The 26004-nt window shown below is 59.8% G+C and carries 22 protein-coding genes; 15 read left to right on the top strand and 7 right to left on the bottom strand.

Translation table 11 applies throughout. From position 1 onward, the window contains the following. Window positions 1-153 precede the first annotated feature (153 nt). Together FIU93_RS01765 and FIU93_RS01760 are read left to right on the top strand one after the other, a co-directional pair. Complete coding sequence (locus FIU93_RS01765) at window positions 154-1407, top strand: TIGR03862 family flavoprotein (protein ID WP_023002222.1); 1254 nt, start codon at window positions 154-156, stop codon at window positions 1405-1407. Beyond that, window positions 1404-1859 (top strand): YaiI/YqxD family protein, encoded by a 456-nt coding sequence (locus FIU93_RS01760; RefSeq protein ID WP_062490424.1) that lies wholly within the window; start codon window positions 1404-1406, stop codon window positions 1857-1859. The genes FIU93_RS01765 and FIU93_RS01760 overlap by 4 nt, the downstream gene beginning before the upstream one ends. 137 nt (window positions 1860-1996) lie before the next feature. Here FIU93_RS01760 and FIU93_RS01755 read toward each other — a convergent pair whose 3' ends face one another. Beyond that, the gene (locus FIU93_RS01755; RefSeq protein ID WP_023002219.1) at window positions 1997-2362 is read right to left on the bottom strand and encodes a BA14K family protein; all 366 of its coding nucleotides are present in this window, start codon (window positions 2360-2362) and stop codon (window positions 1997-1999) included. A 383-nt stretch (window positions 2363-2745) separates the two neighbouring features. On the opposite strand from FIU93_RS01755, the gene FIU93_RS01750 reads away from it, so the two are divergent. After that, window positions 2746-2958, top strand: coding sequence for a cold-shock protein (locus FIU93_RS01750; RefSeq protein ID WP_006934329.1), 213 nt, complete (start codon window positions 2746-2748; stop codon window positions 2956-2958). Window positions 2959-3248: 290 nt separating this feature from the next. Here the strand turns inward: FIU93_RS01750 and choV are convergent, their stop codons facing one another. The 3 genes from choV to FIU93_RS01735 all read right to left on the bottom strand — a co-directional run bounded on the left by choV (window position 3249) and on the right by FIU93_RS01735 (window position 6159). Continuing rightward, on the bottom strand, window positions 3249-4292 hold the full coding sequence (choV, locus tag FIU93_RS01745; RefSeq protein ID WP_152504678.1) for a choline ABC transporter ATP-binding protein: 1044 nt from the start codon (window positions 4290-4292) through the stop codon (window positions 3249-3251). Continuing rightward, window positions 4289-5131 carry a choline ABC transporter permease subunit gene (choW, locus tag FIU93_RS01740; RefSeq protein WP_055657561.1) on the bottom strand — a complete coding sequence of 281 codons (843 nt, stop codon included), beginning with the start codon at window positions 5129-5131 and terminating at the stop codon, window positions 4289-4291. Before choW ends, choV begins: the two co-directional genes overlap by 4 nt. A gap of 83 nt (window positions 5132-5214) precedes the next feature. After that, window positions 5215-6159 (bottom strand): choline ABC transporter substrate-binding protein, encoded by a 945-nt coding sequence (locus tag FIU93_RS01735; protein WP_023002216.1) that lies wholly within the window; start codon window positions 6157-6159, stop codon window positions 5215-5217. Between the two features lie 364 nt (window positions 6160-6523). Between FIU93_RS01735 and betI the strand changes: the two genes are divergently transcribed. From betI to FIU93_RS01715, 4 genes are all read left to right on the top strand, one after another. After that, a complete protein-coding gene (gene betI, locus FIU93_RS01730; protein WP_023002215.1) occupies window positions 6524-7126 on the top strand; it encodes a transcriptional regulator BetI in 603 nt (200 codons plus the stop codon). A gap of 15 nt (window positions 7127-7141) precedes the next feature. After that, window positions 7142-8800 carry a choline dehydrogenase gene (gene betA, locus FIU93_RS01725; protein ID WP_152504677.1) on the top strand — a complete coding sequence of 553 codons (1659 nt, stop codon included), beginning with the start codon at window positions 7142-7144 and terminating at the stop codon, window positions 8798-8800. A gap of 45 nt (window positions 8801-8845) precedes the next feature. Beyond that, on the top strand, window positions 8846-10309 hold the full coding sequence (betB, locus tag FIU93_RS01720; RefSeq protein WP_152504676.1) for a betaine-aldehyde dehydrogenase: 1464 nt from the start codon (window positions 8846-8848) through the stop codon (window positions 10307-10309). Between the two features lie 303 nt (window positions 10310-10612). Beyond that, the gene (locus tag FIU93_RS01715) at window positions 10613-11896 is read left to right on the top strand and encodes an adenylate/guanylate cyclase domain-containing protein (RefSeq protein WP_152504675.1); all 1284 of its coding nucleotides are present in this window, start codon (window positions 10613-10615) and stop codon (window positions 11894-11896) included. Window positions 11897-11969: 73 nt separating this feature from the next. Here FIU93_RS01715 and FIU93_RS01710 read toward each other — a convergent pair whose 3' ends face one another. Together FIU93_RS01710 and FIU93_RS01705 are read right to left on the bottom strand one after the other, a co-directional pair. Continuing rightward, window positions 11970-12758 carry a glycosyltransferase family 2 protein gene (locus FIU93_RS01710; RefSeq protein ID WP_077290820.1) on the bottom strand — a complete coding sequence of 263 codons (789 nt, stop codon included), beginning with the start codon at window positions 12756-12758 and terminating at the stop codon, window positions 11970-11972. A gap of 85 nt (window positions 12759-12843) precedes the next feature. Further along, window positions 12844-14514: an alpha-glucosidase family protein gene (locus FIU93_RS01705; RefSeq protein ID WP_152504674.1), complete on the bottom strand. Its 1671-nt coding sequence runs from the start codon at window positions 14512-14514 to the stop codon at window positions 12844-12846. A 582-nt stretch (window positions 14515-15096) separates the two neighbouring features. Between FIU93_RS01705 and FIU93_RS01700 the strand changes: the two genes are divergently transcribed. Next, complete coding sequence (locus tag FIU93_RS01700) at window positions 15097-16263, top strand: acetyl-CoA acetyltransferase (RefSeq protein WP_152504673.1); 1167 nt, start codon at window positions 15097-15099, stop codon at window positions 16261-16263. Between the two features lie 217 nt (window positions 16264-16480). Next, a complete protein-coding gene (locus FIU93_RS01695) occupies window positions 16481-18208 on the top strand; it encodes a HAMP domain-containing methyl-accepting chemotaxis protein (RefSeq protein ID WP_152504672.1) in 1728 nt (575 codons plus the stop codon). 167 nt (window positions 18209-18375) lie between these two features. On the opposite strand, the gene FIU93_RS01690 is transcribed toward FIU93_RS01695, so the two are convergent. Next, a complete protein-coding gene (locus FIU93_RS01690) occupies window positions 18376-19482 on the bottom strand; it encodes a hypothetical protein (RefSeq protein ID WP_152504671.1) in 1107 nt (368 codons plus the stop codon). Window positions 19483-19844: 362 nt separating this feature from the next. Here FIU93_RS01690 and cysG point away from each other — a divergent pair, with 362 nt between their 5' ends. From cysG to FIU93_RS01660, 6 genes are all read left to right on the top strand, one after another. Continuing rightward, entirely contained in the window at window positions 19845-21308 is a 1464-nt protein-coding gene (cysG, locus tag FIU93_RS01685; RefSeq protein WP_152504670.1) for a siroheme synthase CysG, read from the top strand. A 21-nt stretch (window positions 21309-21329) separates the two neighbouring features. After that, window positions 21330-21629 (top strand): DUF2849 domain-containing protein, encoded by a 300-nt coding sequence (locus tag FIU93_RS01680; protein ID WP_152504669.1) that lies wholly within the window; start codon window positions 21330-21332, stop codon window positions 21627-21629. A gap of 62 nt (window positions 21630-21691) precedes the next feature. Next, window positions 21692-23350, top strand: a complete 1659-nt coding sequence (locus tag FIU93_RS01675) for a nitrite/sulfite reductase (RefSeq protein ID WP_023002203.1) — start codon at window positions 21692-21694, stop codon at window positions 23348-23350. Next, the gene (locus tag FIU93_RS01670; RefSeq protein ID WP_023002202.1) at window positions 23337-24098 is read left to right on the top strand and encodes a phosphoadenylyl-sulfate reductase; all 762 of its coding nucleotides are present in this window, start codon (window positions 23337-23339) and stop codon (window positions 24096-24098) included. Before FIU93_RS01675 ends, FIU93_RS01670 begins: the two co-directional genes overlap by 14 nt. Before the next feature lie 34 nt (window positions 24099-24132). Next, window positions 24133-24666: a DUF934 domain-containing protein gene (locus FIU93_RS01665; RefSeq protein ID WP_023002201.1), complete on the top strand. Its 534-nt coding sequence runs from the start codon at window positions 24133-24135 to the stop codon at window positions 24664-24666. 473 nt (window positions 24667-25139) lie between these two features. Next, window positions 25140-25913 carry an SDR family oxidoreductase gene (locus FIU93_RS01660; RefSeq protein WP_023002200.1) on the top strand — a complete coding sequence of 258 codons (774 nt, stop codon included), beginning with the start codon at window positions 25140-25142 and terminating at the stop codon, window positions 25911-25913. The last annotated feature ends 91 nt before the right edge of the window (window positions 25914-26004 follow it).

Genomic DNA, 26004 nt, shown 5'->3' with positions numbered 1-26004 from the left:
AGACCCGCCGGGAAAACTTCCGCAGGTACACCCCCTGGATGATATTCTCATGAGACTGATAACAAATACTTGCAATAATTCTCGACATACCAACACCGGCTCTGATGAAAATCGATGGTGGTCTTTGCAGCCCGCCATGAACTATAAGGCCGCATGTTCGACGTCCTGATTGCCGGTGCCGGTCCGGCCGGTCTCTTTGCTGCGGAGCGCCTGTCCGAAAACGGGTATAGCGTTGTGGTTATCGACCGCATGCCCTCGCCCGCGCGCAAGTTCCTGATGGCTGGCCGCGGCGGCCTGAACCTGACCCACAGCGAAGACCTGACCGCGTTCCTCGCGCGCTACCGGCAGGCCGAACCTTTTTTGGCGCCTTTGATCCAGGAATTTCCGCCCGAAACGCTGCGGCGCTGGTGCGAAGACCTTGGCGAAGAAACTTTTGTCGGCAGTAGCGGACGGGTCTTCCCGAAATCCATGAAGGCCTCCCCCTTGCTGCGCGCCTGGCTGCGCCGGCTGGATGCCAATGGCGTCCGCCTGCTGACCCGGCATGCACTTTGTGCCATTGAAGGAGACGGACCGCTTCAACTCAGGACACGGGATGAAACTGCCGCCGAAGACACTGCAGGTGAAGGCGCCCTGCAATCCCTCACTGCACGTGCCTGCCTTCTGACCATGGGTGGTGCAAGCTGGCCGAAGCTCGGTTCCAACGCCGCGTGGGTGCCGATGCTGGAAGAACGCGGTGTTCGCATCAACCGGTTCCAGCCGGCAAATTGCGGCTTTCAGACCGGCTGGAGCGATTTCCTGAAAGAGCGGTTTGCCGGTACGCCGCTCAAACGTATAGCCCTGTCCCATGGCGGGAAAAGGGTGCAGGGGGAGGCGGTCTTGACGGCTCAGGGCCTTGAAGGTGGTGCCGTCTACGCCTTGTCCGCCGAACTGCGCGAAACAATCAACGAAACCGGTTCGGCGACACTGCACATCGATCTGCGGCCGCAGGCCGGAGTTGACGAGCTGGCAGCGAAACTCTCAAGACCCCGAGGCAAGCAGTCTGCAGCCACGTTTCTCAAGAAGGTCCTTCGGCTGAGCCCCGTTGAAATGGCGCTGCTGCGCGAAGCCGGCGATGTCCCTTCCGATCCGGAAAGCCTCGCGCGCTGCATCAAGGCCGTTCCCGTTGTTCTGGACGCGCCCTATTCCATCGACCGGGCGATCTCTTCCGCCGGAGGCATCGCGCTGGACGAACTGGACGAAGGCATGATGCTCAAGAAGATGCCGGGCATCTTTGCCGCGGGTGAAATGCTGGACTGGGAAGCGCCGACAGGCGGCTATTTGCTGCAGGCGTGTTTTGCGACAGGTGCCCGGGCAGCAACCGGCATCGCGGCCTTTCTCCAAAGCTCGAAAGGAGAGCAAACAACATGACCGTGCTCTACATCGACGCCGATGCCTGTCCGGTCAAGGACGAAGCCGTTCGCGTGGGCGAGCGCCACAATGTTGAGATCAAGTTCGTTTCCAACAGCTGGATGCGGCTTCCCGAAGGCGATCTGATCGAGCGGGTTGTCGTTCCTGAAGGGCCGGACGAAGCCGACAACTGGATCGCGGAACGTGCGGTGGCGGGTGATGTGGTCGTGACGGCCGATGTGCCGCTTGCGGCACGCTGTGTGAAGGCGGGCGCTCTTGTCATCGGTCCGACAGGCAAGCCGTTTCGCGAGGATGCCATCGGCATGCGCCTTGCCATGCGGGATCTTAACACGCATCTTCGTGAAATCGGGGAGATCCGCGAAAGCGGGCCTGGCTTCACGAAGGCCGACAGATCGCGCTTTCTCAACCAGCTTGAGACCACCATGCGCGCGGCGAAACGTATATCCCCCTAGGGGCAGACACTTAAATCCTTCCTGGCGACATCGGTGTTCCAACAAAAAACTCCCTGCAAGGAGGGGAGGAAACCCTTGCAGGGAGTGGCCGGTGGCCTTTTCAGGCCGGTTATGGCCCGGCGAAGTTGGAAACTGCCTTACTGGCAGAAGCGGTACTGTCCGGAATAGGACAGGAAGTAGCCGGTGTTCGGATTGAACGAACGATACTTGCGGCTGCAGTAATTGTACCAGGCCGGGCTCCACGGAGCCGGACGGTAGATGACCGGGGCCGGAGCCGGTGCCGGATAGTAGGCCGGCGGGGCCGGATAGTAGGCCGGGGGCGGAGCGACATAACGCGGCTGGGAAAGTGCTGACCCGAGGATCGCGCCGGCGGCAAGGCCGCTGGCGACGCCGACACCGACCTGCCAGCCCTTGGCGGCATGTGCGGGTGTGGCCTGAGAGGTCAGTGTGACGCCGGCAACAAGAGCCAGCGCAGAGGCGGTAACTGCAAACTTCTTGAACATGACGGTGTCCCTTCCAGTGTCGTGAGGCCCTGCTGTCCGCCTCAACTCATGAGACGAAACTAACCCGCCCCCCGGTCGGGCTCTGTGACTGGTGTCACAAGCTGTCACTTTGTCACCGGAACAGGATTTATCGGCTTTGTGGCCTCGGTTTGACCACTGCAAAAATCTTTCGCTTGCCGTAAGCGCCACCTGGACCTACATTATTCTCCATCGGTACGCGTTGTGCCGTACGGGACTGACGAAAGACCCGGTGAGACTGACTTCGGCAGGGCTCCATCAAGCGCTGCTCTGAATTTCCAAGCTTTCCGTTTCTTGTTGACTTCTCGTTTATCCGCGCCTGCCGGAAACGGGATGGCGCATCCAACCAGCGGAAAGGTTTCTCCATGCGCGAGAACGGCACCATTAAATTCTTCAACCATGACCGTGGCTTTGGCTTCATCACTCCGGAAAACGGTTCCAAGGACGTTTTCGTCCACATCACCGCATTCGAGCAGGCCGGTATCGGAACGCCCGTCGAAGGCGCGAAGATCTCCTTCGTTGCTGAAGACGACCGTCGCGGCCGCGGCAAGCAGGCTGCTCAGCTCGAGCTGCTCTAAGGTTTCAGGCTGCAGCCTCCGTCCGGGGACGGCTGGCGCGAATTGAACAACGAAAAACGGGACCGAAAGGTCCCGTTTTTTGTTTGTTTTTGAGGATGAAACCAAGCCTCGTATCTTCACCCACTCAGCGCGGCCGATTTGTTCATCCTCGTCCTGAGGAAGCGCGAGAGCGCTGTCTCGAGGGATGGGCGGCAACCTCCTGAACAAGTGGCCCATCCTTCGAAACGGACCTGGCGGTCCTCCTCAGGATGAGGCTCAATGTGCAGAAAAACTCCAAAACACCGCACGCCTTACGCCATGCAGTCCAGCAGTTCCTTCTCGCCAATGACACCGACGATTGAGCCGCTTGCTTTCACGACGACCGGATCCTTGCTGGATTTTTTCAGCTGGGCGACTTCACGCACCGAAGCGTCGGCATCGCAGGTCAGGCCGCTGGCGAGCGAGCCCGGCAAGCTGCCCGGAGGCACCATGATGTCGCGCGCGCGCAGCACGTTCAGCGGGTTCATGTGGCTGACGAATTCAGCCACATAGTCGGTTGCCGGCGACTTGACGATTTCCTGCGACGTACCCAGCTGGATCACCCGTCCTCCTTCCATGATTGCGATGCGCGAGCCGATCTTGGCGGCTTCATCGAGATCGTGGCTGACGAAGATGATGGTCCGGTTGAGTTCCTTCTGCAGGTCGAGCAACTCGTCCTGCAGCTTGTCGCGGATGAGCGGGTCGAGAGCCGAGAACGGTTCGTCCATCAGCAGTAGCGGCGCGTCGGTCGCAAAGGCGCGAGCGAGGCCAACGCGCTGCTGCATGCCGCCCGATAGCTCGTGTACGTGCTTTTCGCCCCAGCCGTTCAGGCCAACCAGCTTGAGCTGCGCCTCGACCTTTGCGGCTCGCTCCTTTGCGGGCATGCCGGCAAGCTCCAGGCCAAAGCCGACGTTTTCGGCCACCGTACGCCAGGGCAGAAGACCGAACTGCTGGAACACCATGCCGATCCGGTGCCGGCGCAATTCCATCAGATCGTTTTCAGAGCAGGTTTCCGGATTGACGTAACGCTTGCCGTCATGAACCTGCACTTCACCCCGGATGACCGGGTTAAGACCGTTGACGGCCCGGAGCAGCGTCGACTTGCCGGAGCCGGACAGCCCCATCAGCACGATGACTTCGCCTTCGTAGATGTCGAAGGTCGCACCGGCAACGCCGAGGATCTGGCCGGTTTCTGCCTGGATTTCCTGCCGGGTCTTGCCGGCATCGATCATGGGCAGAGCCGTGTGAGGCTTTTCGCCGAAAACGATGTCGACGTCCTTGAAGGAAACGACGGCCGATTTGTTGGTCTCGCTCATCGTTTGCCTCCCTCTTCGGCGCGGAAGAAGCGGTCAAGCACGATGGCGATCAGGACGATACAGACACCAACTTCGAAACCTTGGGCGATATTCACCGTGTTCAGGGCGCGCAACGTCGGCACGCCGAGGCCGTCCGCACCGACAAGGGCGGCAATCACGACCATCGATAGCGACAGCATGATCGTCTGCGTCAGGCCAGCCATGATCTGCGGCAGGGCGTAGGGCAGCTCGATTTTCCAGAGCAGCTGCGATTTGGTGGCTCCAAAGGCCTTTCCGGCTTCGATCAGCGCGGTCGGCGTCGAGGAGACGCCGAGCTGCGTCAGGCGGATCGGTGCGGGAATGGCAAAGATGACGGTCGCGATGAGACCGGGCACCATACCGAGACCGAATAGGATCAGTGCCGGGATCAGGTAAACGAAGGTCGGGATGGTTTGCATCAGATCCAGCACGGGACGAAGTGCGGCGTAAAAGCGGGGGCGATGCGCGGCCAGCACGCCGACAGGCACGCCGACCACCATACAGACCACGGACGCGGCAACCACCAGCGCCAGGGTTTCCGTCGTTTCTTCCCAGTAGCCCTGGTTGATAATCAGCAGCAGGGAAATTGCCACGAAAGCCGCAAAGGATATGGTCCTGTGGACCAGGTAGCCGATGGCGACGGCGACAACAACGATGACCAATGGATGCGGCGTCTGCAGCAACCAGAGGATTCCGTCTATCAGCGTTTCGAGAATTGCCGAGATTCCGTCAAACACCCAATAGGCGTTGTCGGTGAGCCAATCGACCAAGGTGCGCGCCCACGGCCCGATCGGCAGCTTGTGTTCTGTGAGCCAGTCCACGCCACTGCTCCGGTATTATTGTTCTTGGAAAACCAGTGGCGCCGGGCAGGAGACCCGCACCGGCGCCAGATTTTGGTCAGCGATCAGAGACCGAGAGCCCCTTTGACGGCCGCGAAACTGTCGCCGCCATCAAAAGTCTTCACGCCGACGAGCCAGTTTTCGAAGGTTGCCGGATGCTCCTTCAACCAGGCGGCTGCCGCCTTGTTGGGATCCTCACCCTCGATCAGGATGGCACCCATGATCTCGTTTTCCATGGGCAGCGAGAATTCCAGGTTTTCAAGCAGCTTGCCGACGTTCGGGCATTCCTTGACATAGCCGGCACGCACGTTGGTGTAGACGGTGGCTCCGCCATAGTTCGGGCCGAAAATGTCGTCGCCGCCTTCAAGATACTTCATCTTGAAATTGGCGTTCATCGGGTGCGGTTCCCAGCCGAGGAAGACGATGTCCGCCTCGCGGCGGTTTGCACGGGCGACCTGCGCAAGCATGCCCTGCTCGGAGGATTCCACCACTTCGAAGCCTTCCAGTTCGAAGAGGTTTTCATCGATCATGCCGATGATCAGGCGGTTGCCGTCATTGCCCGGCTCGATGCCGTAGATCTTGCCGTCGAGATCGTCCTTGAACTTGGCGATGTCCTGGAAGCTCTTCAGGCCTTTTTCGTAGGTGTATTCCGGAACGGCAAGCGTGTACTTCGCGCCTTCCAGATTGGCCCGGACCGTTTCCACGGAGCCGTCTTCGCGATAGGCCTTGATGTCACCTTCCATGGTCGGCATCCAGTTGCCGAGGAAGATGTCGATGTCCTTGTTCTTCAGCGACGCATAGGTCACCGGAACGGACAGGATTTTAACTTCCGGCTTGTAGCCGAGCGCTTCCAGGACGACCGAGGTTGCGGCGGTGGTTGCCGTGATGTCAGTCCAGCCGACGTCGGAGAAGCGAACCGTCTGGCAGCTTTCCGGATCGTTTGCCAGGGCGGTTCCCGTGAGCATCAGCCCGAGCGCCAGGCCTCCAGCGAGTTTCGCTGCTACTTTCATATGTATACCTCCTATGGAAAGTCTGTTTTCTTGTTTTTCTGCAGGGCATGGGGTGTCAGTGTGGTTCTAACGCCCTCAGTTTCCTCTGCCCACAGCCTGCCTAACCTAGATCCAAACATCCACGGGAAAAAATTGCAAGTTTTCATTGATTGACTGATCAATTAAAAATAAAACTTGGATGTGAGACGAACGCGGCAAGGCGCATTCAGAGGCTCTTGGGAAGGCTTTTCCTTCTCCTTGACGCTACTGCACCATGATCGTGACGATCGGTAACCGGACTTGTTCTTGTCCGGCTGTGCCGCCGTCTGATCATCGCCAGAAACGCTGAACCGAATTCTTCTCTCGCCCTGTGTCGGAGGTTGAAATGCCCAAGGTCGGAATGGAAGCGGAACGGCGGCGCAGTCTGATTGACGCAACGGTCGATGCCATACACGAACGCGGCTACAGCGACGTGACCATGGCGCAGATCGCAAAGCGCGCAGGCGTTTCCGGCGGTCTCGTGCATCACTATTTCGGCTCCAAGGACCAATTGCTTGCCGCAACCATGCGCCATCTCCTGACCGAACTCGGCCGGGCGATCCGCGAGAGCCTGGAAAAGGCGGAGACCCCGCGCGAGCGTATTTCGGCAATCATTGCCGGCAACTTTGCGGTCGACCAGTTTCAGCCCGCCGTGATCGCGGCCTGGCTCGCCTTCTACGTTCAGTCGCGTACCACCGACAGCAACAATCGTCTTCTGAATATCTATTCGGCAAGGCTTGCCTCGAACCTGACCCACAATCTGAGGGCCTTCATGCCTCAGGACGAAGCACGCCGGATTGCCGAAGGCACGGCGTCGATGATTGACGGCGTCTGGATCCGGCAAGCCCTGCGCGACGGCAAGACCGACCGGCCGGCCGCGATCGAGCTGGTCGAGGACTATGTGGAAACCCAGATTGCCGTCCACCTGGCGCGCAACACCAAGAATTGAGCAGCTAGGATCAACATGAGCGACCAGTTCGACTTCATCATCGTCGGAGCCGGATCCGCCGGCTGTGCGATGGCCTACCGCCTGTCGGAAGACCCGAGCAACAGGGTGCTTGTGCTGGAATTCGGCGGCACCGATGTCGGTCCGCTGATCCAGATGCCGGCTGCCCTGTCCTACCCAATGAACATGCCGCTGTATGACTGGGGGTACACCAGCGAACCGGAACCACATCTGGAGGGCCGGCGCCTGGCCACACCGCGTGGCAAGGTGATCGGTGGGTCGTCCTCCATCAACGGCATGGTTTATGTGCGTGGCCATGCCTGTGATTTCGACACCTGGGAAGAGATGGGTGCGAGCGGCTGGGGGTATCGCCATGTGCTGCCGTACTACAAGCGCCAGGAGCACAGCCATGGCGGCCAGGACGGCTGGCGCGGCACCAACGGTCCGCTGCATGTCCAGCGCGGAACAAAGTGGAACCCGCTGTTCGACGCCTTCAAGACAGCCGGCGAGCAGGCGGGCTATGGCGTGACCGCCGACTACAATGGCGAGCGTCAGGAAGGCTTCGGCGACATGGAAATGACGGTCCATCGGGGCCGGCGCTGGTCTGCCGCAAACGCCTATCTGAAGCCGGCACTGAAGCGCGGTAACCTGACCCTGATCAAGGGGGCTCTCGTGCGCCGGATTCTGATCGAGGACAAGCGCGCGGTCGGTGTGGAATTCGAAACCGGCGGCGAGGTCCGCGAGGCAAAAGCTGCCCGCGAAGTGATCCTGTCGGCGTCTTCCATCAATTCGCCGAAGATCCTGATGCAGTCCGGCATCGGCCCGGCGGCGCATCTTGCCGAAATGGGGATCGACGTCGTGGCCGACCGGCCGGGCGTCGGTGCCAACCTGCAGGATCATCTGGAGCTTTATCTTCAGCAGGCCTGCACCCAGCCGATCACGCTCTACAAGCACTGGAACCTGTTCTCCAAGGCGGTGATCGGGGCCCAGTGGCTGTTCCTGAAGCAGGGTCTCGGTGCATCGAACCAGTTCGAAAGCTGCGCTTTCATTCGCTCCAGGGCGGGCGTGAAATATCCTGATATCCAGTATCACTTCCTGCCCTTCGCCGTGCGTTACGACGGACAGGCAGCAGCCGAAGGCCATGGCTTCCAGGCCCATGTCGGACCGATGCGCTCCAAATCGCGCGGCCGTATCAAGCTGACCTCCAGCGACCCGAAGGCCAAGCCGTCGATCCTGTTCAACTACATGTCCCACGAAGACGACTGGGAAGACTTCCGCACCTGTATCCGCCTGACCCGCGAGATCTTCGGCCAGGAGGCGTTTGCCCCCTATCGCGGCAAGGAGATCCAGCCGGGAGACAGTGTGCAGAGCGACGAGGACCTGAACGGCTTCATCCGCGAACACGTGGAAAGCGCCTATCACCCATGCGGCACTTGCCGGATGGGGGCGAAGGATGATGCCATGGCCGTGGTCGACCCTGAATGCCGGGTAATCGGCGTTGACGGGCTTCGTGTTGCCGACAGTTCCATCTTTCCGCAAATCACCAATGGCAATCTGAATGCGCCCTCGATTATGGTCGGGGAGAAGGCATCGGACCATATTCTCGGCAAGACCCCGCTGCCCGCGGCCAACCAGGAACCGTGGATCCACCCGGACTGGCAATCCAGCCAGCGATGATCCCCGGCAGACCAACGGCAGACACACAGACCAAGGAGCCAACCCATGCGCGCCCAACCGCAAGCGTCCCACTATGTCGGCGGCTCATATGTCGAGAGCCAGAGCGGCACTCCCTTTGACTCGCTGTATCCCGCAACCGGTGAAGTCATCGCGCAGATCCGCGCGGCCGACGATGCCGTGATCGAGGCGGCAATCCGCTCTGCCCAGGAAGGCCAGAAGGTCTGGGCGGCAACACCAGCAGCCGAACGCGGCCGCGTGCTGCGCCGGGCGGCCGAGATCCTGCGTGAAAAGAACCGGGAACTCTCCATTCTGGAAACGCTCGACACCGGCAAGCCCTTGCAGGAAACCCTGATTGCCGATGCTGCGTCCGGCGCCGACTGCCTGGAATACTTCGGTGGTCTGGCCGCAACGCTTACCGGCGAACATATCGATCTGGGCGGCTCCTTCGCCTACACCAAGCGCGAACCGCTCGGCATCTGTTTCGGCATCGGCGCCTGGAACTATCCGATCCAGATCGCCTGCTGGAAGTCTGCTCCCGCACTCGTTTGCGGCAATGCCATGATCTTCAAACCCTCGGAAGTCACCCCGCTGAGCGCCTTGAAACTGGCGGAGGCCTTTACCGAGGCCGGTCTACCCGCTGGTGTCTTCAACGTGCTTCAGGGCTTTGGTGATGTCGGTGCAAAGCTGGTCGCTCATCCGGCCATTGCCAAGGTTTCGCTGACCGGCTCTGTCCCGACCGGCGCCAAAGTGGCGGCCCTTGCGGGTGAGCATCTGAAGAAGACAACGCTGGAACTCGGCGGCAAGTCCCCGCTGATCGTGTTCGAGGACGCTGACATTGAAAACGCGGTGTCCGCCGCGATCAACGCCAACTTCTATTCCACCGGGCAGATCTGCTCCAACGGGACGCGCGTGTTCGTTCATGAAGCGATCAAGGAAGCCTTTGTGGCAAGGCTCGCCGAACGCACCGCCAAGGCCGTTCTCGGCGATCCGCTGGACGAGGCAACCAATATTGGTCCGCTTGTGTCCAAACAGCAGCTCGACAAGGTGCTCCACTACATGCAGATCGGTCAGGAGGAGGGCGCCCGGCTGGTGTGCGGCGGTGGTTCAGCCTCTGTCGCCAGCTTCCCGGACGGCTATTTCGTGCAGCCGACCGTCTTTGCCGACGTGAAGGACGACATGCGCATTGCCCGCGAGGAAATCTTCGGCCCGGTGCTGAGCGTGCTCGACTTCACCGATGAGGACGACGTCATCGCCCGAGCCAACGACACCGACTTCGGCCTTGCCGCGGGCGTTTTCACCAGGGACATTCAGCGGGCGCACCGGGTGATCGACCAGTTGCAGGCAGGCACCTGCTGGATCAACACCTACAATCTGACTCCGATCGAAATGCCTTTCGGCGGCTACAAGAAGTCGGGTATCGGCCGCGAGAACGGCCATGCCGCGATCGAGTATTATAGCCAGACCAAAAGCGTTTACGTGGAAATGGGCGGTGTAGAGGCGGCGTTTTAAGGCGCTGCTTCTCGTTCCACCTAGAACAGGTTGACCAACCTTCGAAGCGGCGTTTCCTGCTTCTTCAGGACAGGCTGGCGTGTGTGGTACGTTCAAGCTGCCTGTCACTCCATGCGTCTTTATCCTGAGAAGCCGCGCAAGCGGCGTCTCGAGGGTTGGGCCGGTTGTCCTCGATGCCCAGTTGCCCTTGGGTCGATATTTCCTTGGACCAATCGAGAGCATTTCCCGCCATTCGGTTTTTTCCCGATTGAAGTTTGATCTCCGGCGCCCGAGATATTAGCCAGAGCGTTTCACGGAGCCCCGATGAACAAAGCCTTTCTTGACCCAGCCCCGCGCACATACGCGCCTCATGTCTATCTGCTTGCCCGTTCCAGCAGAGGCCCTTCCTGTGCGCCGGAGTCACTCAGTATCGACCAGCTGAATTCGTGGCTCTTGCATGAAGCGACGCGGATCGATGATGTCATGCTGATGTTCGAGGAGTTCATGTGGCGCTGCAAGGCTGCCGGCCTCGCCATCGACCGGGCAACGCTGCATATCGGTACCCTGCATCCGCGCGTCATCGGTTTTTCCTGGGTCTGGAACAGTCAGGACTATTTCTGCGACGAGGTTGCCGCAGATGCCAACGCGACCAAATCGGAAGCCTTTACCCGCAATCCGCTTTTCCACGTCATCAACGAAGGCCAGACCATCAAGGTCGATCTGGAAAGCGAGGAAGGAGCCAATTCCGCTCCGCTGATGCGCGAACTTGCCGATCAGGGATACACGACCTACGTCGCCCTGCCGCTCAGTTCCTCGCACGAAAAGCGGAATGCCATGACCTTGGCAACCCGCAAACCCGGTGGGTTCCCTCCGGCGGAAAAAGACCTGATCCGCAATCTGATCGACCTTTTGGCGCTGCACATCGAGCGCCACATCGTTCAGCGGATTGCCCGCAACGTTGCCGACACCTATCTCGGGCCGATCGCCGGACAGCGCGTGCTGGACGGCGAGATCAAGCGCGGTGATGGCGAGGCCATCAAGGCAGTGGTCTTCATGGCCGACATGCGCGGCTTCACTCAACTCGCCGACCGGTTGAGCGGACCGGAAGTGACGGCTATCCTCAACGCCTATTTCGACAGGATCTCGGACGCTGTGCTCAACCACGGCGGCGATATCCTGAAGTTCATGGGCGACGGCATTCTGGCCGTGTTCGATCAGAAGACATTTGGTGAAACAGCGGCGGCGAACGCCGCCGTGAAGGCCGCCAAGGCTGCGCTGGAGGCCATTGACGAGCTGAACCGCAATCCGCCCGAGGATCTTCCCGACCCGATCCACTGGCACCCCCTGAAGATCGGTATCGGCCTTCACCGGGGTGAAGTCTTCTTCGGCAATGTCGGTGGTGAGGAACGGCTCGACTTCACGGTGATCGGACGCGCCGTCAATGAGACCAGCCGGGTGGAATCCCTGTGCAAACCTCTCGGCCGCGCCTTGCTCCTGACAGAACCGGTACGCGCTGCTCTTTCCGGCGACCTCCAGACCGGTCTCAATGCCATGGGCGAACATGCCCTGCGCGGCGTCGGCAAACCGGTTGCCATTTTTGCGGCCTAGTATGGAACGGCTCAGCAAAACCGGTGCAGGTCCGGTGAGGGGGCTGCGACAACAGTAACGCGCAGCTCGTGCCTCAGTCCGTTTTGGTCCTGTCCAGCAACTCGGCCTCATAGGCCTTCGCGACGCGCAGGAAGCGGGCGTGGGCGTAATTCATGGCCAGGATAAAGCCCCACCAGCCGTACTTGCGGTACTTGCGCACGAAATAGGCCTTGAAGAAGCTCACCGGGAATTCGGTCAGAAGGCGGCTTTTCGGCAGCTTGCGGCCGCGGGCGCGCATGTCGTCCACCTGCATGCCCGAGTAGCGATTGTATTTGCCAACCTGAAAATCCAGTGACCGGATGGACCGGTGCGCCATGATGCCGGAAAGGTTCGAGATGCGCGCGCCTTCCTCGGGCCGGACCGTGTCATGAACCGTCGAGGCAGAGAACCGGCCCTTGCGCCGGTCATAGAGGCGGATCTGATGATACCCGTAGGCCCAGGGGGCAGGGGCGGTTTCATGGGCATAAAGATCGCGGATCATGATGCGCCAGCCATCAGCATCCGCGTAACTGCCGTCTGCGAATTTGGCTTTGATTTCCGCGGCGAGGCCCGGCGTCACCTCTTCGTCGGCATCCAGATTGAGCAGCCAGTCGTTGCGGCACTGGTCTTCGCCGAAACGCTTTTGCGGACCGTAGCCAGGCCAGTCGTTGCGGATGACCCGCGCGCCAAGTTGTTCGGCCACGGCGACAGTCTCGTCCGTTGATCCGCTGTCGATGACGATGACCTCGTCCACCCAGCCAATGACACTTTCGATCGGTCGGGCGATCCGGTCGGCCTCGTCACGGGCGATGATGAAAACGGAAAGGGGCAGGCGGTCGGTCATGAAAGGTCCGGCGTTGGTTTGCTAGGCCGGAAATGCTCCGGCGCGACTATTTAGCCGTGCCGGAGCCCGAATTGAAGGCGCGAAATCAGGATTTCACGCGTGCAAACAGAGCATCGAGGCCATGAAGCGCAATCGTGGCGCCCTCCAGCGTGCCGTTGAAGCCGGGTGCATTGAGGTTTTCCAGCTCAAGTCCGTTCAAGGTGACGGTGGCTGGTTCGGTGCCGAGGTTGAAGGCGCACAGCACGGTCTCACCCTGATGGCTGCGGGTGAAGACCAACGTGTTGTCCTGGCTGTCCAGAAACACCATGTCGCCCTTCTTCAGGGGCTCCTGAGCCTGCCGCCAGGCATAGAAGGCCCGGTTCTGGTTCAGGATGGAGCTTTCGTCCTTGTCCTGTTCGAAGGCGGCAAGCGCCAGATGATCCTGCGCGACCGGAAGCCAGGGCTCGGCTTCGGAGAAACCGGCGTTGCTGTTGTCTTTCACCCACGGCATTGGTGTCCGGCAGCCGTCGCGGCCCTTGTATTCCGGCCAGAAGCGAATGCCATAGGGATCCTGCAGCTTTTCAAAAGGAACTTCAGCCTGCGGCAGGCCGAGTTCTTCGCCCTGGTAAAGGCAAGGGGTGCCGCGAAGCGAGGCGCAGAGGGCGGTTTCAAGCGGTGCAAAGCGGGCAATGTCCAGATCCTCGCCCCAGCGGCTTGCGACCCGCTTCACATCGTGGTTCGACAGCGCCCAGGAGGCCCAGCCGGAGCCGATGCCGGCGTTCATCTCTTCCACGATCTTTCGGATGTAGGGCGCCGAATGTTGAGGCGTCAGCAGGTCGAAGCTGTAGGCCATGTGAATGCGCTTGCCGGCTTCCGTATAGGACGCCGTCAGTTCCACAGCCTGTCCGTCCGCGCCGATTTCACCGACGGACGTCGTGCCCGGATATTTGTCCAGGAGCGCGCGCAGCTTCTCAAGAAACAACAGGTTTTCCGGCTGGGTCTTGTCGTAAAGGTGATCCTGATAGCCGTAGGGGTTGGTCGGATCGACGGTGGACGGCATTTCAGTCGCGCTCAGAGGGGGGTTGTCCCGGAGCTGCTTGTCGTGGAAATAGAAATTCACCGTGTCGAGACGGAACCCGTCGACACCGCGGTCGAGCCAGAACCTGGCGGCACCCAGAACCGCGTCCTGAACCTCCGGGTTATGGAAGTTCAGATCCGGCTGGCTGGTCAGGAAATTGTGCATGTAATACTGGCGCCGGCGGCTGTCCCATTCCCAGGCCGGGCCGCCGAAGATCGAAAGCCAGTTGGTCGGCACCGTGCCGTCCGGCTTGGCGTCGGCCCAAACGAACCAGTCGGCCTTGGCATTGTCGCGTGACGAACGGCTTTCGACAAACCAGGGATGTTGGTCGGAGGTGTGCGAAATCACCAGGTCGATGATCACCTTCAGGCCGCGCGCATGAGCGGCAGCCAGCATGCGGTCGAAATCGGCAAGCGTGCCGAACATCGGGTCGACATCTTCATAGTCGGAGACATCGTAACCGAAATCATCCATCGGCGAGGTGAAGAAGGGCGACAGCCAGATGGCATCGACGCCCAGCGAGGCAATGTAGTCCATGCGTTCGCTGACGCCGTTGAGGTCGCCTATGCCATCACCATTGGTGTCGTTGAAGGAGCGCGGATAGATCTGGTAGATCACCGCTCCACGCCACCAATCCGGGTCATTCTTCATGTCTGACGGCACATCAGCCTCCAGGCCCGTTTCGGCTTCTTCGAACATTGCCGGTTGTCTCCGTTCCGCTTCTGAGGCGGTCTTAATGGGTTTCAAAGCGCTTTGAATGGCTATATCCAGCGCCTTGTCAGGTCAAGTGAACAGTGTTGAAAAAGTCGTTCGGCAATTGCTTTCGGTAAGCGATGTGTGAATTGCGTCGCACATGTGGAACGGGGAGGATGAGCACATGCAAAAACCGGCCCTGCGAGGCAGGACCGGTGGAGCTACTGAAAAGGAACGAAACACGATTTTGTCCGGAACGCGCTTTTCCTACATGGCTTAAGTGACAGGGGTGTGACCATCTCAATCGGTTTGCCTGCCGCGGACCTCGCCGAAGACGGAAGCCTCCGACATGCTGCGCCTGCGTGGCCAATGCGTGTTATCTCTTTGGATTATCTTATTTAAGTAACTGAAATAAAACATGGAAAAATATTGTTATGACGTTTAGGTCAGTTTCTTCTTGCAAAGCAACATGGAAGCTGGAACTGTCCCCGCACACAGAACTTACGTAAGATGGAGCCCCCCGCACGGACAAGAGATCCGGCGGAAATCGGGTTTCATCTTGCGGGCAAAAAACCTGGAGGAAGTGTCATGACGGCAGCCATGGTGGGTTGGGCACACATGCCCTTCGGCAAGCATTCGGAAGAGACGGTTGAAAGCATGATCGTCAAGGTGGCGGTCAATGCCATCAAGGACGCGGGTATCGAGCCGGGAGATGTCGACGAGATCCTGCTCGGTCATTTCAATGCCGGTTTCTCGGCACAGGACTTCACCGCTTCGCTGGTGCTGCAGGCCGATCCGGCGCTGCGTTTCAAACCGGCAACCCGTGTCGAAAACGCCTGCGCCACCGGCTCTGCCGCCGTGCATCAGGGTGTGCGCGCCATTGCTTCGGGCGACGCCCGCTTCGTGCTTGTTGTCGGCGTCGAGCAGATGACCACGACGCTCGGTCCGGAAATCGGCAAGAACCTGCTCAAGGCCTCCTACCTGAAGGAAGAAGGCGATATCCCGGCAGGCTTCGCCGGCGTCTTCGGCAAGATCGCCGACGCCTACTTCCAGAAATACGGCGACCAGTCCGATGCCCTGGCCAAGATTGCGTCGAAGAACCACAAGAACGGTGTCGGCAACCCCTACGCCCAGATGCGCAAGGACCTCGGTTTCGACTTCTGCCGCGCGGAATCGGAAAAGAACCCGTTTGTCGCCGGTCCGCTGAAGCGCACCGACTGTTCGCTGGTGTCCGACGGTGCTGCTGCACTCGTCCTGACCGATCCTGCAACGGCGCTCGGCATGAAGAAGGCGGTTGCCTTCCGCGCGCTTGCCCATGTGCAGGATTTCCTGCCGATGTCGAAGCGCGACATCCTGAAGTTTGAAGGTTGTTCCAAGGCCTGGGGTCAGGCACTCGGCGATGCCAATCTGGCGCTGGACGACCTCTCCTTCGTCGAGACCCACGACTGTTTCACCATTGCCGAGCTGATCGAATATGAAGCCATGGGCCTGACCAAGGAAGGCGAAGGTGCCCGCGCCGTGTTGGAAGGCTGGACGGAAATGGGCGGCAAACTTCCGGTGAACCCGTCTGGCGGCCTGAAGGCCAAAGGCCATCCGATTGGCGCCACCGGTGTTTCCATGCACGTGCTCACCGCCATGCAACTGACAGGCACTGCGGGTGAAATCCAGGTGAAGAACGCCGAGATCGGCGGCATCTTCAACATGGGTGGTGCCGCGGTGGCCAACTTCGTGTCCGTGATGCAGGCGATGAAGTAATCGGCAACAACTGCCTTTAAGTAAGATTTAAAGGAGGACGAGAAATCGTCCTCTTTTCGTTTTTGTTGAAGATAAAAGTAGTTTTTGTCTAAATACATACTAGTGAAAAGTTCCTAAGTGTTCACCTAAATTAATTTTTTAAAAATCTTATGAAATCAGATTGTTGCCCAGAGTAACGCATCGGCAGGGGGCAGGTGCGACATAAGCTGGGTTAACCATGTCCGTCTTTCAAAGTCTGAAATCCAAAATGATCGCCATGCTGGCTGTACTGTTCGTTGTTGCGACAGCGCTGAGCCTTGGCACGATACGCAATCTTGGCGTGCTCGAAGAAAACGCGGGGCATCTCCGCGAAGGGGCGGAAACCTTTGCCACCGACGGCGTGAGCCTGGCCATTTCACTGCAGAAAATGCAGTTCGACATCGTTCAGGTGCAGCAATGGCTGACAGACATTTCCGCAACAAGAGGTCTTGATGGACTGAACGACGGTTTTGATCTTGCGGTTTCCTTCTCCGACAATTTCAAGAGCGAGAGCACCGCGGCAATCGATCTCGCCGAAAAGCTCGGTTATGCGGATCTTGTTGACAAGATCAGGAACGTTCAGGCGAAATTCCCGTCATACTACGACACGGGAAAAGCCATGGCGGAGGCCTATGTTGCCGGTGGACCGGAGCAGGGCAACAAGCTCATGGGGGCATTCGACGGCGAAGCTGAAAGCCTGACGACGGCGCTGGAAGCAGCCCTTGATCTTCATCACCAGCATCTGGAAACGGAACGCGCCGAGTTGGCCGTTGAGGTGGCGAGCTATCAGAGTGCTGCCCGGAACGCTGACGTCATGACCTACGCTAACCTCGGGCTCGTCGTCCTTGCCCTGGCAATGGCCGGTTTCTTCATCATGCGTGCGGTCATTCTGCCGCTCGGGTCCTTTGCCGAGGCAGTCGCCCGGCTTTCGAAGGGCGACTATGGCATTCACCTTGCCGAATGTGAACGGGCTGACGAAATCGGACAGCTTGCAAATGCGATCAATGTCCTGCGCGACGGCGCTTCGGAGCGAGAGGAGTTGGTCAAGGCGCAAAAGGCCGAAGACGAGGCGCGTATTCGGCGCATGCGGCAGCGCGAAGAGCTGACTGCTTCGTTCCGCAGCAGCGTATCGTCCCTCATCGTGGATGTGACCGGCACCATGTCGCAGCTGGAAGACACAGCAACTGTGCTGATCGGTGTTGCAGACGACACCACGACACACGCTGAAGGAGCGGCCTATTCATCCAATTCGGCTCTGGGTAATGTCGAGGCCGTCGCTTCTGCCGCTGAAGAGCTTTCGGTTTCCATCGAGGAAATCAACCAGCGTGTGGCTTCCACCTCCGCAGTTGTCTCGGAAGCTGCCGAAACCACCAGCCTGACCAATGAAAAGGTCGCAACCCTTTCGTCTGCGGCCCAGGAAATCGGTGAAGTCGTCCAGCTGATCCAGACCATCGCCGAACAGACCAATCTTCTGGCACTCAACGCAACTATCGAGGCTGCTCGTGCTGGTGAAGCCGGCAAGGGATTTGCTGTCGTTGCTGCGGAAGTCAAGGAGTTGGCCAATCAGACAGCGAAAGCCACGGAAAGCATCACCCAGCAGATCATCGCCATTCAGGAAGCGACCACCGATGCAGCCCACTCGATCCAGCAGATCACCGACATCATGGGCAATGTAACGGCGGAAACAACGGCAATCGCATCGGCGGTTACTGAACAGAGCGCAGCGACTGGCGAAATTGCCCGTGGCGTCAACGAGGCCTCCACCAGCACCCAGACGGCAAGCGACAGCGTGTCCGGCATGAAGGAAAACGCGGTCCGCTCCAAGGATGCGGCAGGTGAAGTCCGCCAGGCGGTCAACCTGGTTGCAGAACGCACCCAGACGCTGACCCACCAGATCGAGGACTTCATCAAGTCCTTTGCGGCCTGATGTCAACCGAGACCAGTTACGAAAAGCCGGCGGTTTCCGCCGGCTTTTTTGTTTCCCGGTTTTGACAATCCTCCAAGTGACGATGAGGCGGCGAACGGAAAAACGCCGACCTGCGCCTCAGGTGAACAGCCGACTTGTGGTCAGTGATCTGGGCTGCTCGTTTTGCCTTACTCCGCAGCGTTTGCGATTGCCGAGTAGAGATCCGGATCCGTCAGTTCAGGCGGAGAAACCGGTGCGCCACCGCCTTCGCCGACGTAAGTATCCGCCACGCCGTAAATGAAGACCCCGCCCGCCTTGCGCTTTGCGATGGCGACCCGCTCGATCAACTGGAAGTCGCCCGTTTCGCAGTTGGCGTAACTTGTATAGATCGGTTTGCCGTTCTCGTTGATCCGTTCGGAACCTGAGGTGAATTTGCCTTCCGCGCATTTCTTCTGGCTGTCGGCAACAATAAGCGACATCAGTTCTTCTTCCGACTGGTAGCTACCCGCCGGAAAAATGTGCGCCACAATCGTGCGTGCGTCGTTGGTGGCAACGGCATGAAGGCCGTTCAGATCTTCTTCGCGCTGTCCGTCGGGAACAAGCTTTAGCCCGGACAGGCCAGCGCTGCCCATCAGGTTGAACAGGGCCTGGGTCGCTTCGATGGCAAGTTGCGGGTCGGTCGCCGAACTGGACGCCGCCGCTTCGTCCTTGGTCGGGGCGGAATGTCCGAGGCCACCTTGAGAGCTGGCGCCTGCAGCGCCGGCAACGGGTGCCGCACCGTACCGTGCGATGTTCTGCTCCACGCATTTGGCAAGACGTGCCATCAGGCGAGAGGTGCCTGTGAGGCGGAATTCGTAATTGTACGTGCCATCTCGAACGTAAAGTGTCCGTCCGCGGCGAAATCGGGTGATGATGTAGCCGCCTCTGGGCATTTGCATGCGCGCCAGATTCTTCGACGTCGCCTTGGCAACGCCGCTCTGCCAGGCGCCCCGGTCGATGCGATACTGAAGCGCAATATCCGCGCCGACCTTCATGTTCCACTGAAGCGCCGAAAAGCCGATGGCCCAGTTGTAGTTGGTGTCGAGCTGGACATATAGCGTGATGCCGCTGTGGTAGCTCACGGACGCGACACAGGTCGAAAATGCGCCGGTCTGATCATCAGTGAAGGCACTGCCGTTCCAGCCGCCGCTTTGGAAGTTTTCAACAACGGCTGCATGGCTAGTTCCGAAGCTACCGAAGAGCAAAAGACCTGCGGAAACCCCGGCGGCAACCAATGAATAAACAAGACGCATCATACCCCCTCAGATGCCACTGCGGCCGTGTCCCAGCCGTCTGGAAAGGCTAAGTGATTTCCTTTGCGGCATCAAGAATGACGCACGCTTGCCCGGAAGCTTGAATGCCGTCGCAAACGACGGCTGAACGGGGTGTTCACTGCCCGTTGGAACAGGAGAAAAACTCTTTCAATCGGACCGGGCCCGTTGGAAGTTTTTCCTCGCAAAAATCACTCTGACCGGCCGCCGGGAATTGAAATTGGCCAAATCAGAGGATTGCAAAAAACTATTCCGCTTCTGTTTCCAGCTTTGAAATCCGGTGCCCGGCGCAGGCATGGGCTGCCGATTACATTAGACCCATCAAACTGGGACTGGAGACCCTGACGATGACTAGCCGTGGTGGCGACACTCTGAAAACACTGAAAAAGCCGGAAGACCGGCTCGACGTGTTTCCGGCCTTCATGAAGGTTGCCGGCCGGCGTGTGCTCGTTGTCGGGCACGGCGGTGAAGCTGCTGCAAAGGTTCGTCTCCTGGGGGAAACCAACGCCCGGATCGTCGTCGTATCCAAAATTGTCGAACCGGATCTGCAGGAGGCTATTGACCTCTTCGAGACCGAGCATCTTGCCGAGGATTTCCAGCCTGGTCATCTGAAGGACGCCGCTCTGGTCTTTTCCGCGCGCGAAGACTGGGACCTCGACAAGGCTGTTGTCGATGCGGCACGGGCGCAGGGCGTTCCGGTCAATGCGGTCGACAAGCCGGAACTGTGCGACTTCTACACCGGAGCCCTGGTCAATCGCGCACCGATCGCCGTTGCGATAACCTCGACCGGTGTCGGTCCTGTCCTGTCGCGCCACATCCGCGCGCGCATTGAAGCCATGCTGCCGCGTTCGACCGGCGAGCTGGCGCGTCTTGCCGAAAGTTTCCGCGATGCCGCAACCAAGGTGATCCGCGACGGTGGGCTGCGCCGCAGTTTCTGGGCGCGCTTCTTCTCCGGTTCGGTCGCAACCAATCTCTATGCAGGCAAGGCTGATGTCGCCCGTTCAGAGGCACAGCGGTTGTTGAATTCGATGGCGGACGAGCCCGGTTTTGTCTGGCTTGTCGGTGCCGGGCCGGGCGCGGAAGACCTGTTGACCCTGCGCGCGCAGCGCCTGCTGCAGGAAGCCGACGTCATCGTTCACGATGCGCTGGTGCCGGCAAATGTCGTTGCCATGGGCCGCCGCGATGCGGAGCGCATTTCAGTGGGCAAGCGCAAGGGCGCTCATTCCGTGCCGCAGTCCGAAATTTCCGAGCTCCTGGTCGAGCTTGGCCGCAAGGGCTTGAAAGTCGTGCGTCTGAAAGCTGGAGATCCGATGATCTTTGGCCGTGCGGCAGAAGAAATGGAAGCGCTTCGCGAAGGTGGTATCGGCTTTGAAATTGTTCCAGGCGTCACGGCAGCCTTCGCCGCGGCAGCGTCAGCCCAGATCCCGCTCACGTTGCGCGGTGTCGCCTCCAACCTGGTTTTCGCTACCGGCCACAATGCCAAGTCCGAAACCCTGCCGGATTGGGCTGGGCTGGCACTCAAGGGCGCGACGGTGGCTGTCTACATGGGCCGAACCGTGGCGGCTGCGGTTGCCGAGAAGATGATCGGCGCGGGCCTGAAACCTGAAACACCGGTTGCCGTTATCGAGAATGCGGCACACCCGGACGAACGCCAATTTGCCGGAACCCTGTCCGAACTCGCGGTGCTGTCGAACCGCGCTGAGATCGACGGACCGGTTCTGATCGTGATCGGCGAGGCCGTGGGCCATGCCGCAATGGACAAGGCCGAACCCCTGGCGCCGCAGCTCGCCGCCCGGGTTGTAGCCGCCTGAACTTGAAGAGAGTGGACGCACATGAAAGTCATCACCGCCAACCGCCTTTTGAACGGCGATGTTGTCTGGCTCGCGGAAAACGGTTCCTGGGTCGAGCGCATTACGCTGGCTAAGGTTTATGACGGCAAGGAAGCGGTCGCGGCAGCCCTGGCCGAAGGTCTTGAGGCCGAGAAGAACCAGAAAGTCGTTGGTGTCTACGAGATGGACGTGACCGTGGAAGAGGGCGTCATCGTACCGGTGCGCCTGCGCGAAAAGATCCGGGCAGCCGGCCCGACCACCCACCCGGAACTGGGCAAGCAGGCCCAGGCGGTTTCCGCCTGAAACAACAATGAAGGGCAGGGCAGCGCCTTCCATGGCAGCGCCCGCTGAGGAGAGATTGAGACATGTACCGTTACGACGAATTTGACGCGAGCTTCGTGAACCAGCGTACCGAGCAGTTCAAGGACCAAGTCCGCCGCCGTCTGGCTGGCGAACTTTCCGAGGACGAGTTCAAGCCGCTGCGCCTGATGAACGGTCTCTATCTGCAGCTCCATGCCTACATGCTGCGCGTTGCCATTCCCTATGGCACGCTCAACGGCCGGCAGATGCGCAAGCTTGCCCATATCGCCCGCACGTACGACCAGAGCTACGGCCACTTCACCACGCGCCAGAACATCCAGTTCAACTGGCCGAAACTGGAAGATACGCCGAAGATCCTGGAAGAGCTGGCAGAAGTCGAGATGCATGCCATCCAGACGTCGGGCAACTGCATTCGAAACGTGACCGCGGATCACTTCGCCGGTGCTGCCGCCGACGAGATCGCCGACCCGCGCCCCTATGCGGAAATCCTGCGCCAGTGGTCATCGCTGCATCCGGAATTCTCGTTCCTGCCGCGCAAGTTCAAGATCGCCATCACAGGCGCACCGAACGACCGTGCTGCCGTCCAGGTTCACGATATCGGGCTGCAGCTCGCACGCAACGATGCCGGTGAGATCGGGTTCGTGGTCTTCGTTGGTGGCGGACTTGGCCGTACGCCGATGATCGGCCGCAAAGTGCGCGACTTCCTTCCCGAGGAAGATCTGCTTGCCTACTCGGAAGCGATCCTGCGCGTCTATAACCGCTACGGCCGCCGCGACAACAAGTACAAGGCCCGCATCAAGATCCTGGTTCATGAAACCGGGCTGGACGAACTGAAGGCGGATATCGAGGCCGAATTCGAAAAGATCCGCTTCGGGGTCCTGCGCCTGCCGGACGAGGAAGTGCGCCGCATCGAAGCTTATTTTGCTCCGCCTCCACTGGAAGTGGGCAATGCGACCTCGGCTGCCGTTGAAACACGCAAGGCGGCGGATGCAGCCTTTGCCCAGTTCACGGCGCATAACCTCAACCCGCACCGGGTCCCTGGCTATACCTCCGTCACATTGTCCATGAAGCCGATCGGCGGCATCCCGGGTGATGCGTCGGATGAGCAGATGGACGTGATCGCGAACCTTGCCGAGAAATACGGTCATGACGAGATCCGCATCAGTCACGAGCAGAACGTGATCCTGCCGCATGTGAAGCTGGACGACCTGCCGGCGCTGTTCGACGAGTTGGTGGCCGCGCGTATCGCGGAAGGCAATGCCGGTCTGATCACCGATATCATCGCCTGCCCGGGCATGGACTATTGCGCCCTGGCAACCGCCCGCTCCATTCCGGTTGCGCAGCGGATCTCCGAACGCTTCGGTGCTGCGGAACGGCAGGCCGAGATCGGTGAGCTGAAGATCAAGATCTCCGGCTGCATCAACGCCTGTGGTCACCACCATGTCGGCCACATCGGCATTCTCGGCCTGGAGAAGAAGGGCGAGGAATTCTATCAGGTGACGCTTGGCGGCTCCGCCAACGAAAACGCGTCCATTGGTGAAATCGTCGGCCGCGGCTTCTCGTCTGAAGAAGTGGTCGATGCCATCGAGAAGCTGGTCGATACCTATCTCGGCCTGCGGAACGGCAAAGAAGAGACCTTCCTGGAAGCCTATCGCCGGGTTGGGGAGGATCCCTTCAAGGAGGCCCTTTATGGCGCTGCATGAGACATTCAGCCTAGGTGTTGATCCGGAGCTGGGCTTGCAGGCGGAAGTCGCCGCACTCAACGCCCAGTTCGAGGATGCAACCGCGGACGACGTCCTGAGGGCGGCCATCCGCCACCAGTTCGCCGGTGGCATTGCCATGGTCTCCAGCTTCGGGGCCGATTCCGCAGTGCTCCTGCATATGGTTGCCCAGATCGACCCGTCGACGCCGGTCGTTTTCGTGGACACGGTCAAACTGTTTCCGGCCACGCTGCTCTATCGTGATGAGCTGATCGAGAAGCTCGGCCTGACCGATGTCCGCACCCAGAAGCCGAACAAGGACGATCTCTCCAGGGAAGATCCCGCGGGCATGCTCTGGATGAGCGATACCGACGCCTGCTGTCATATCCGCAAGGTGGTGCCGCTGGCCGAGGCCTTGAACGGTTTCGAAGCCTGGATTTCCGGCCGCAAGCGGTTCCAGAGCGCAAGTCGCTCCAGCCTGGAGTTCTTCGAAATCGACGAAGGCCGGGTGAAGGTCAATCCGCTGGCGGACTGGACGGCTGCCGAAATTCTGGATTATGCCAAGACCCATGATCTGCCGCCGCATCCGCTGGTGGCGCAAGGCTACCCCTCCATCGGCTGCCTGCCCTGCACCAGCAAGGTTGCCCCCGGCGAGGACCCCCGGGCTGGACGTTGGCGTGGCCAGGACAAGACGGAATGCGGCATTCACTGGCCGACCCATGGCAAGGAAGTTGACGGCAGCGGTATCTGACCGCTGTCGATAGAGGATTTTGAGGACGCAAAGAATGGCAACGATTTTCAAGGACGGCGATTTCGTCGAGGAAAGCTGGGCGCGGACAGATGCCGAAACCGGCACTGCTGTCGAAGGCGATGCGCTTGTACCGATGACCGTGTTTCTCATCGACCCGGATGCATATCTGGCACGAGACGGCAAAACCGCCGTCATCGTCGAGGCTGGTGACGATGTCGAGCTGATCGAAAATTATCTCGACCGGCTGGCACTGGTTGCCGTCGACTTTCCGAGCTTTTCCGATGGCCGCGGCTTTTCCGCAGCCCGCATCCTGCGTGAGCAGATCGGCTACAAGGGTGATATCCGCGCGCTCGGGAAATACATTCTCGACCAGGTGCCGCTGGCACGCCGCTGCGGTGTGTCGACGTTCGAGATCTCCAAGCCGGAAGTGCTGAAAGCTCTGAAGGCCGGTGAATGGCCCGAAGTAACCAAATATCTGCAGCCGGTCGGCACGGTCGATGAAATCCCGGAAGGAACACGCCCGTGGGCGCGCCGCTCCCACCGGGACCTGGCGGTCGCCGCGGAGTAAGCCGAACAGGTCTGCCCGTCTTGCGACAATGGTCATAGGACGGGCGGCACAAAATTCGAACGAGCGTTTCAGGGGGCCTCGCAAGGCGGGGTCCCTATTTGTTTGCGAGCGTCGATCCTTGCAAGAGGCCGTCGGCATCGCCGAAGACTACAGGTGCTCGTCCAAGGTCATTTGCTGTCGAAGGAAAAGGTGAAACCGAACCACGGCAAGTGTTTTGCCCGTCCAGTTTGTGTCAGCAACCGGAATGCAGTTCGTCAGTGGATTGAAACATCCGGTTACAGGCTGTGAATCGCATTGTCACAAGACTGACTTATTATACGTCATATGGTCTGGCGGCAAAGTGATTTGCCGGCGAACCGGCACTGGCGCACGAGGCAATGTGGCGTCGAAACGGGGATACCGGGGCATTGCCAATTGTTTCCCGAAATCCAATACCGCAGGCCGGTTCCGGTCCTCAGTAGGAATGTCGCTCAATGGCCGTCACTCGCACCCTCGAAACGCTCTTCGATCTGAGGAAGCCCGCAGTAAAGACCAACAAGGTGCTTGTGGTCGGGGTCAGTTCAAAGCGATCGCTCGGCCTGGCAATCGGCGAGCACATGTATCAGAACGGTTGGGAAACCGTGCTGACGTCGCGCCGGCCGGAAAAGCTGTCTGCCAAAACGCCACATCACGACATCCGCTTCCTGGACTATCCGCAGTCCATCGACGCGATTGACGATCTGACCGACTTGACCGGCATGGTGTTCTGCCTGGCCAAGACCGACATCGGCGAAGCCGGACAGAACGGTCTGCTGGGGACGAGCGAAGAGAACTTTCTGAAGACGATCAGCACCAGCTGTTATGCCTTCATAGCCCTGGTGCGGGAGGTGCAGCGGCGCAACCCGAACCTCAGATCCGTTGTTGCCCTGACTTTTCTGGGCGGTGAGCGCGTGGTGCCCGGCTACGAGGTCCTGGGTGTCGCAAAGGCTGCCCTGGAACACTCCGTGCGGGCGCTTGCGGCGGAACTTGGCCATGAGAATGTCCGTGTGAACGGTGTTTCCGCCGGCGCGGTCCCGACCACGTCATCGCGCGTCCTGCCCGACTTCCGCAAGGTTCATGAAGTTCTCTCGCGGCAGTCGTTCCTGCGCCGCGGTGTCACTGCAGAGGAAGTTGCTGGAGCTGCTGCCTATTTGCTCAGTGATCTTTCCGGCGGAATGACGGGTGAGATCCTGCAAGTCAACGGCGGTCTGCGGCACACGGTTCTCTAAGCCGGTGGCTGGTTCGGCGTCGTGGTCTTTTCGTGATGCCGCACGTCGTTCAGCCTAATCCAAGTCAACGCTCCACGTGAACTTAATGCAA

The sequence above is a fragment of the Labrenzia sp. THAF35 genome, assembly GCF_009363595.1.
Lineage (GTDB): Bacteria > Pseudomonadota > Alphaproteobacteria > Rhizobiales > Stappiaceae > Roseibium > Roseibium algicola.
This window is presented reverse-complemented; position numbering and strand designations above follow the sequence as displayed.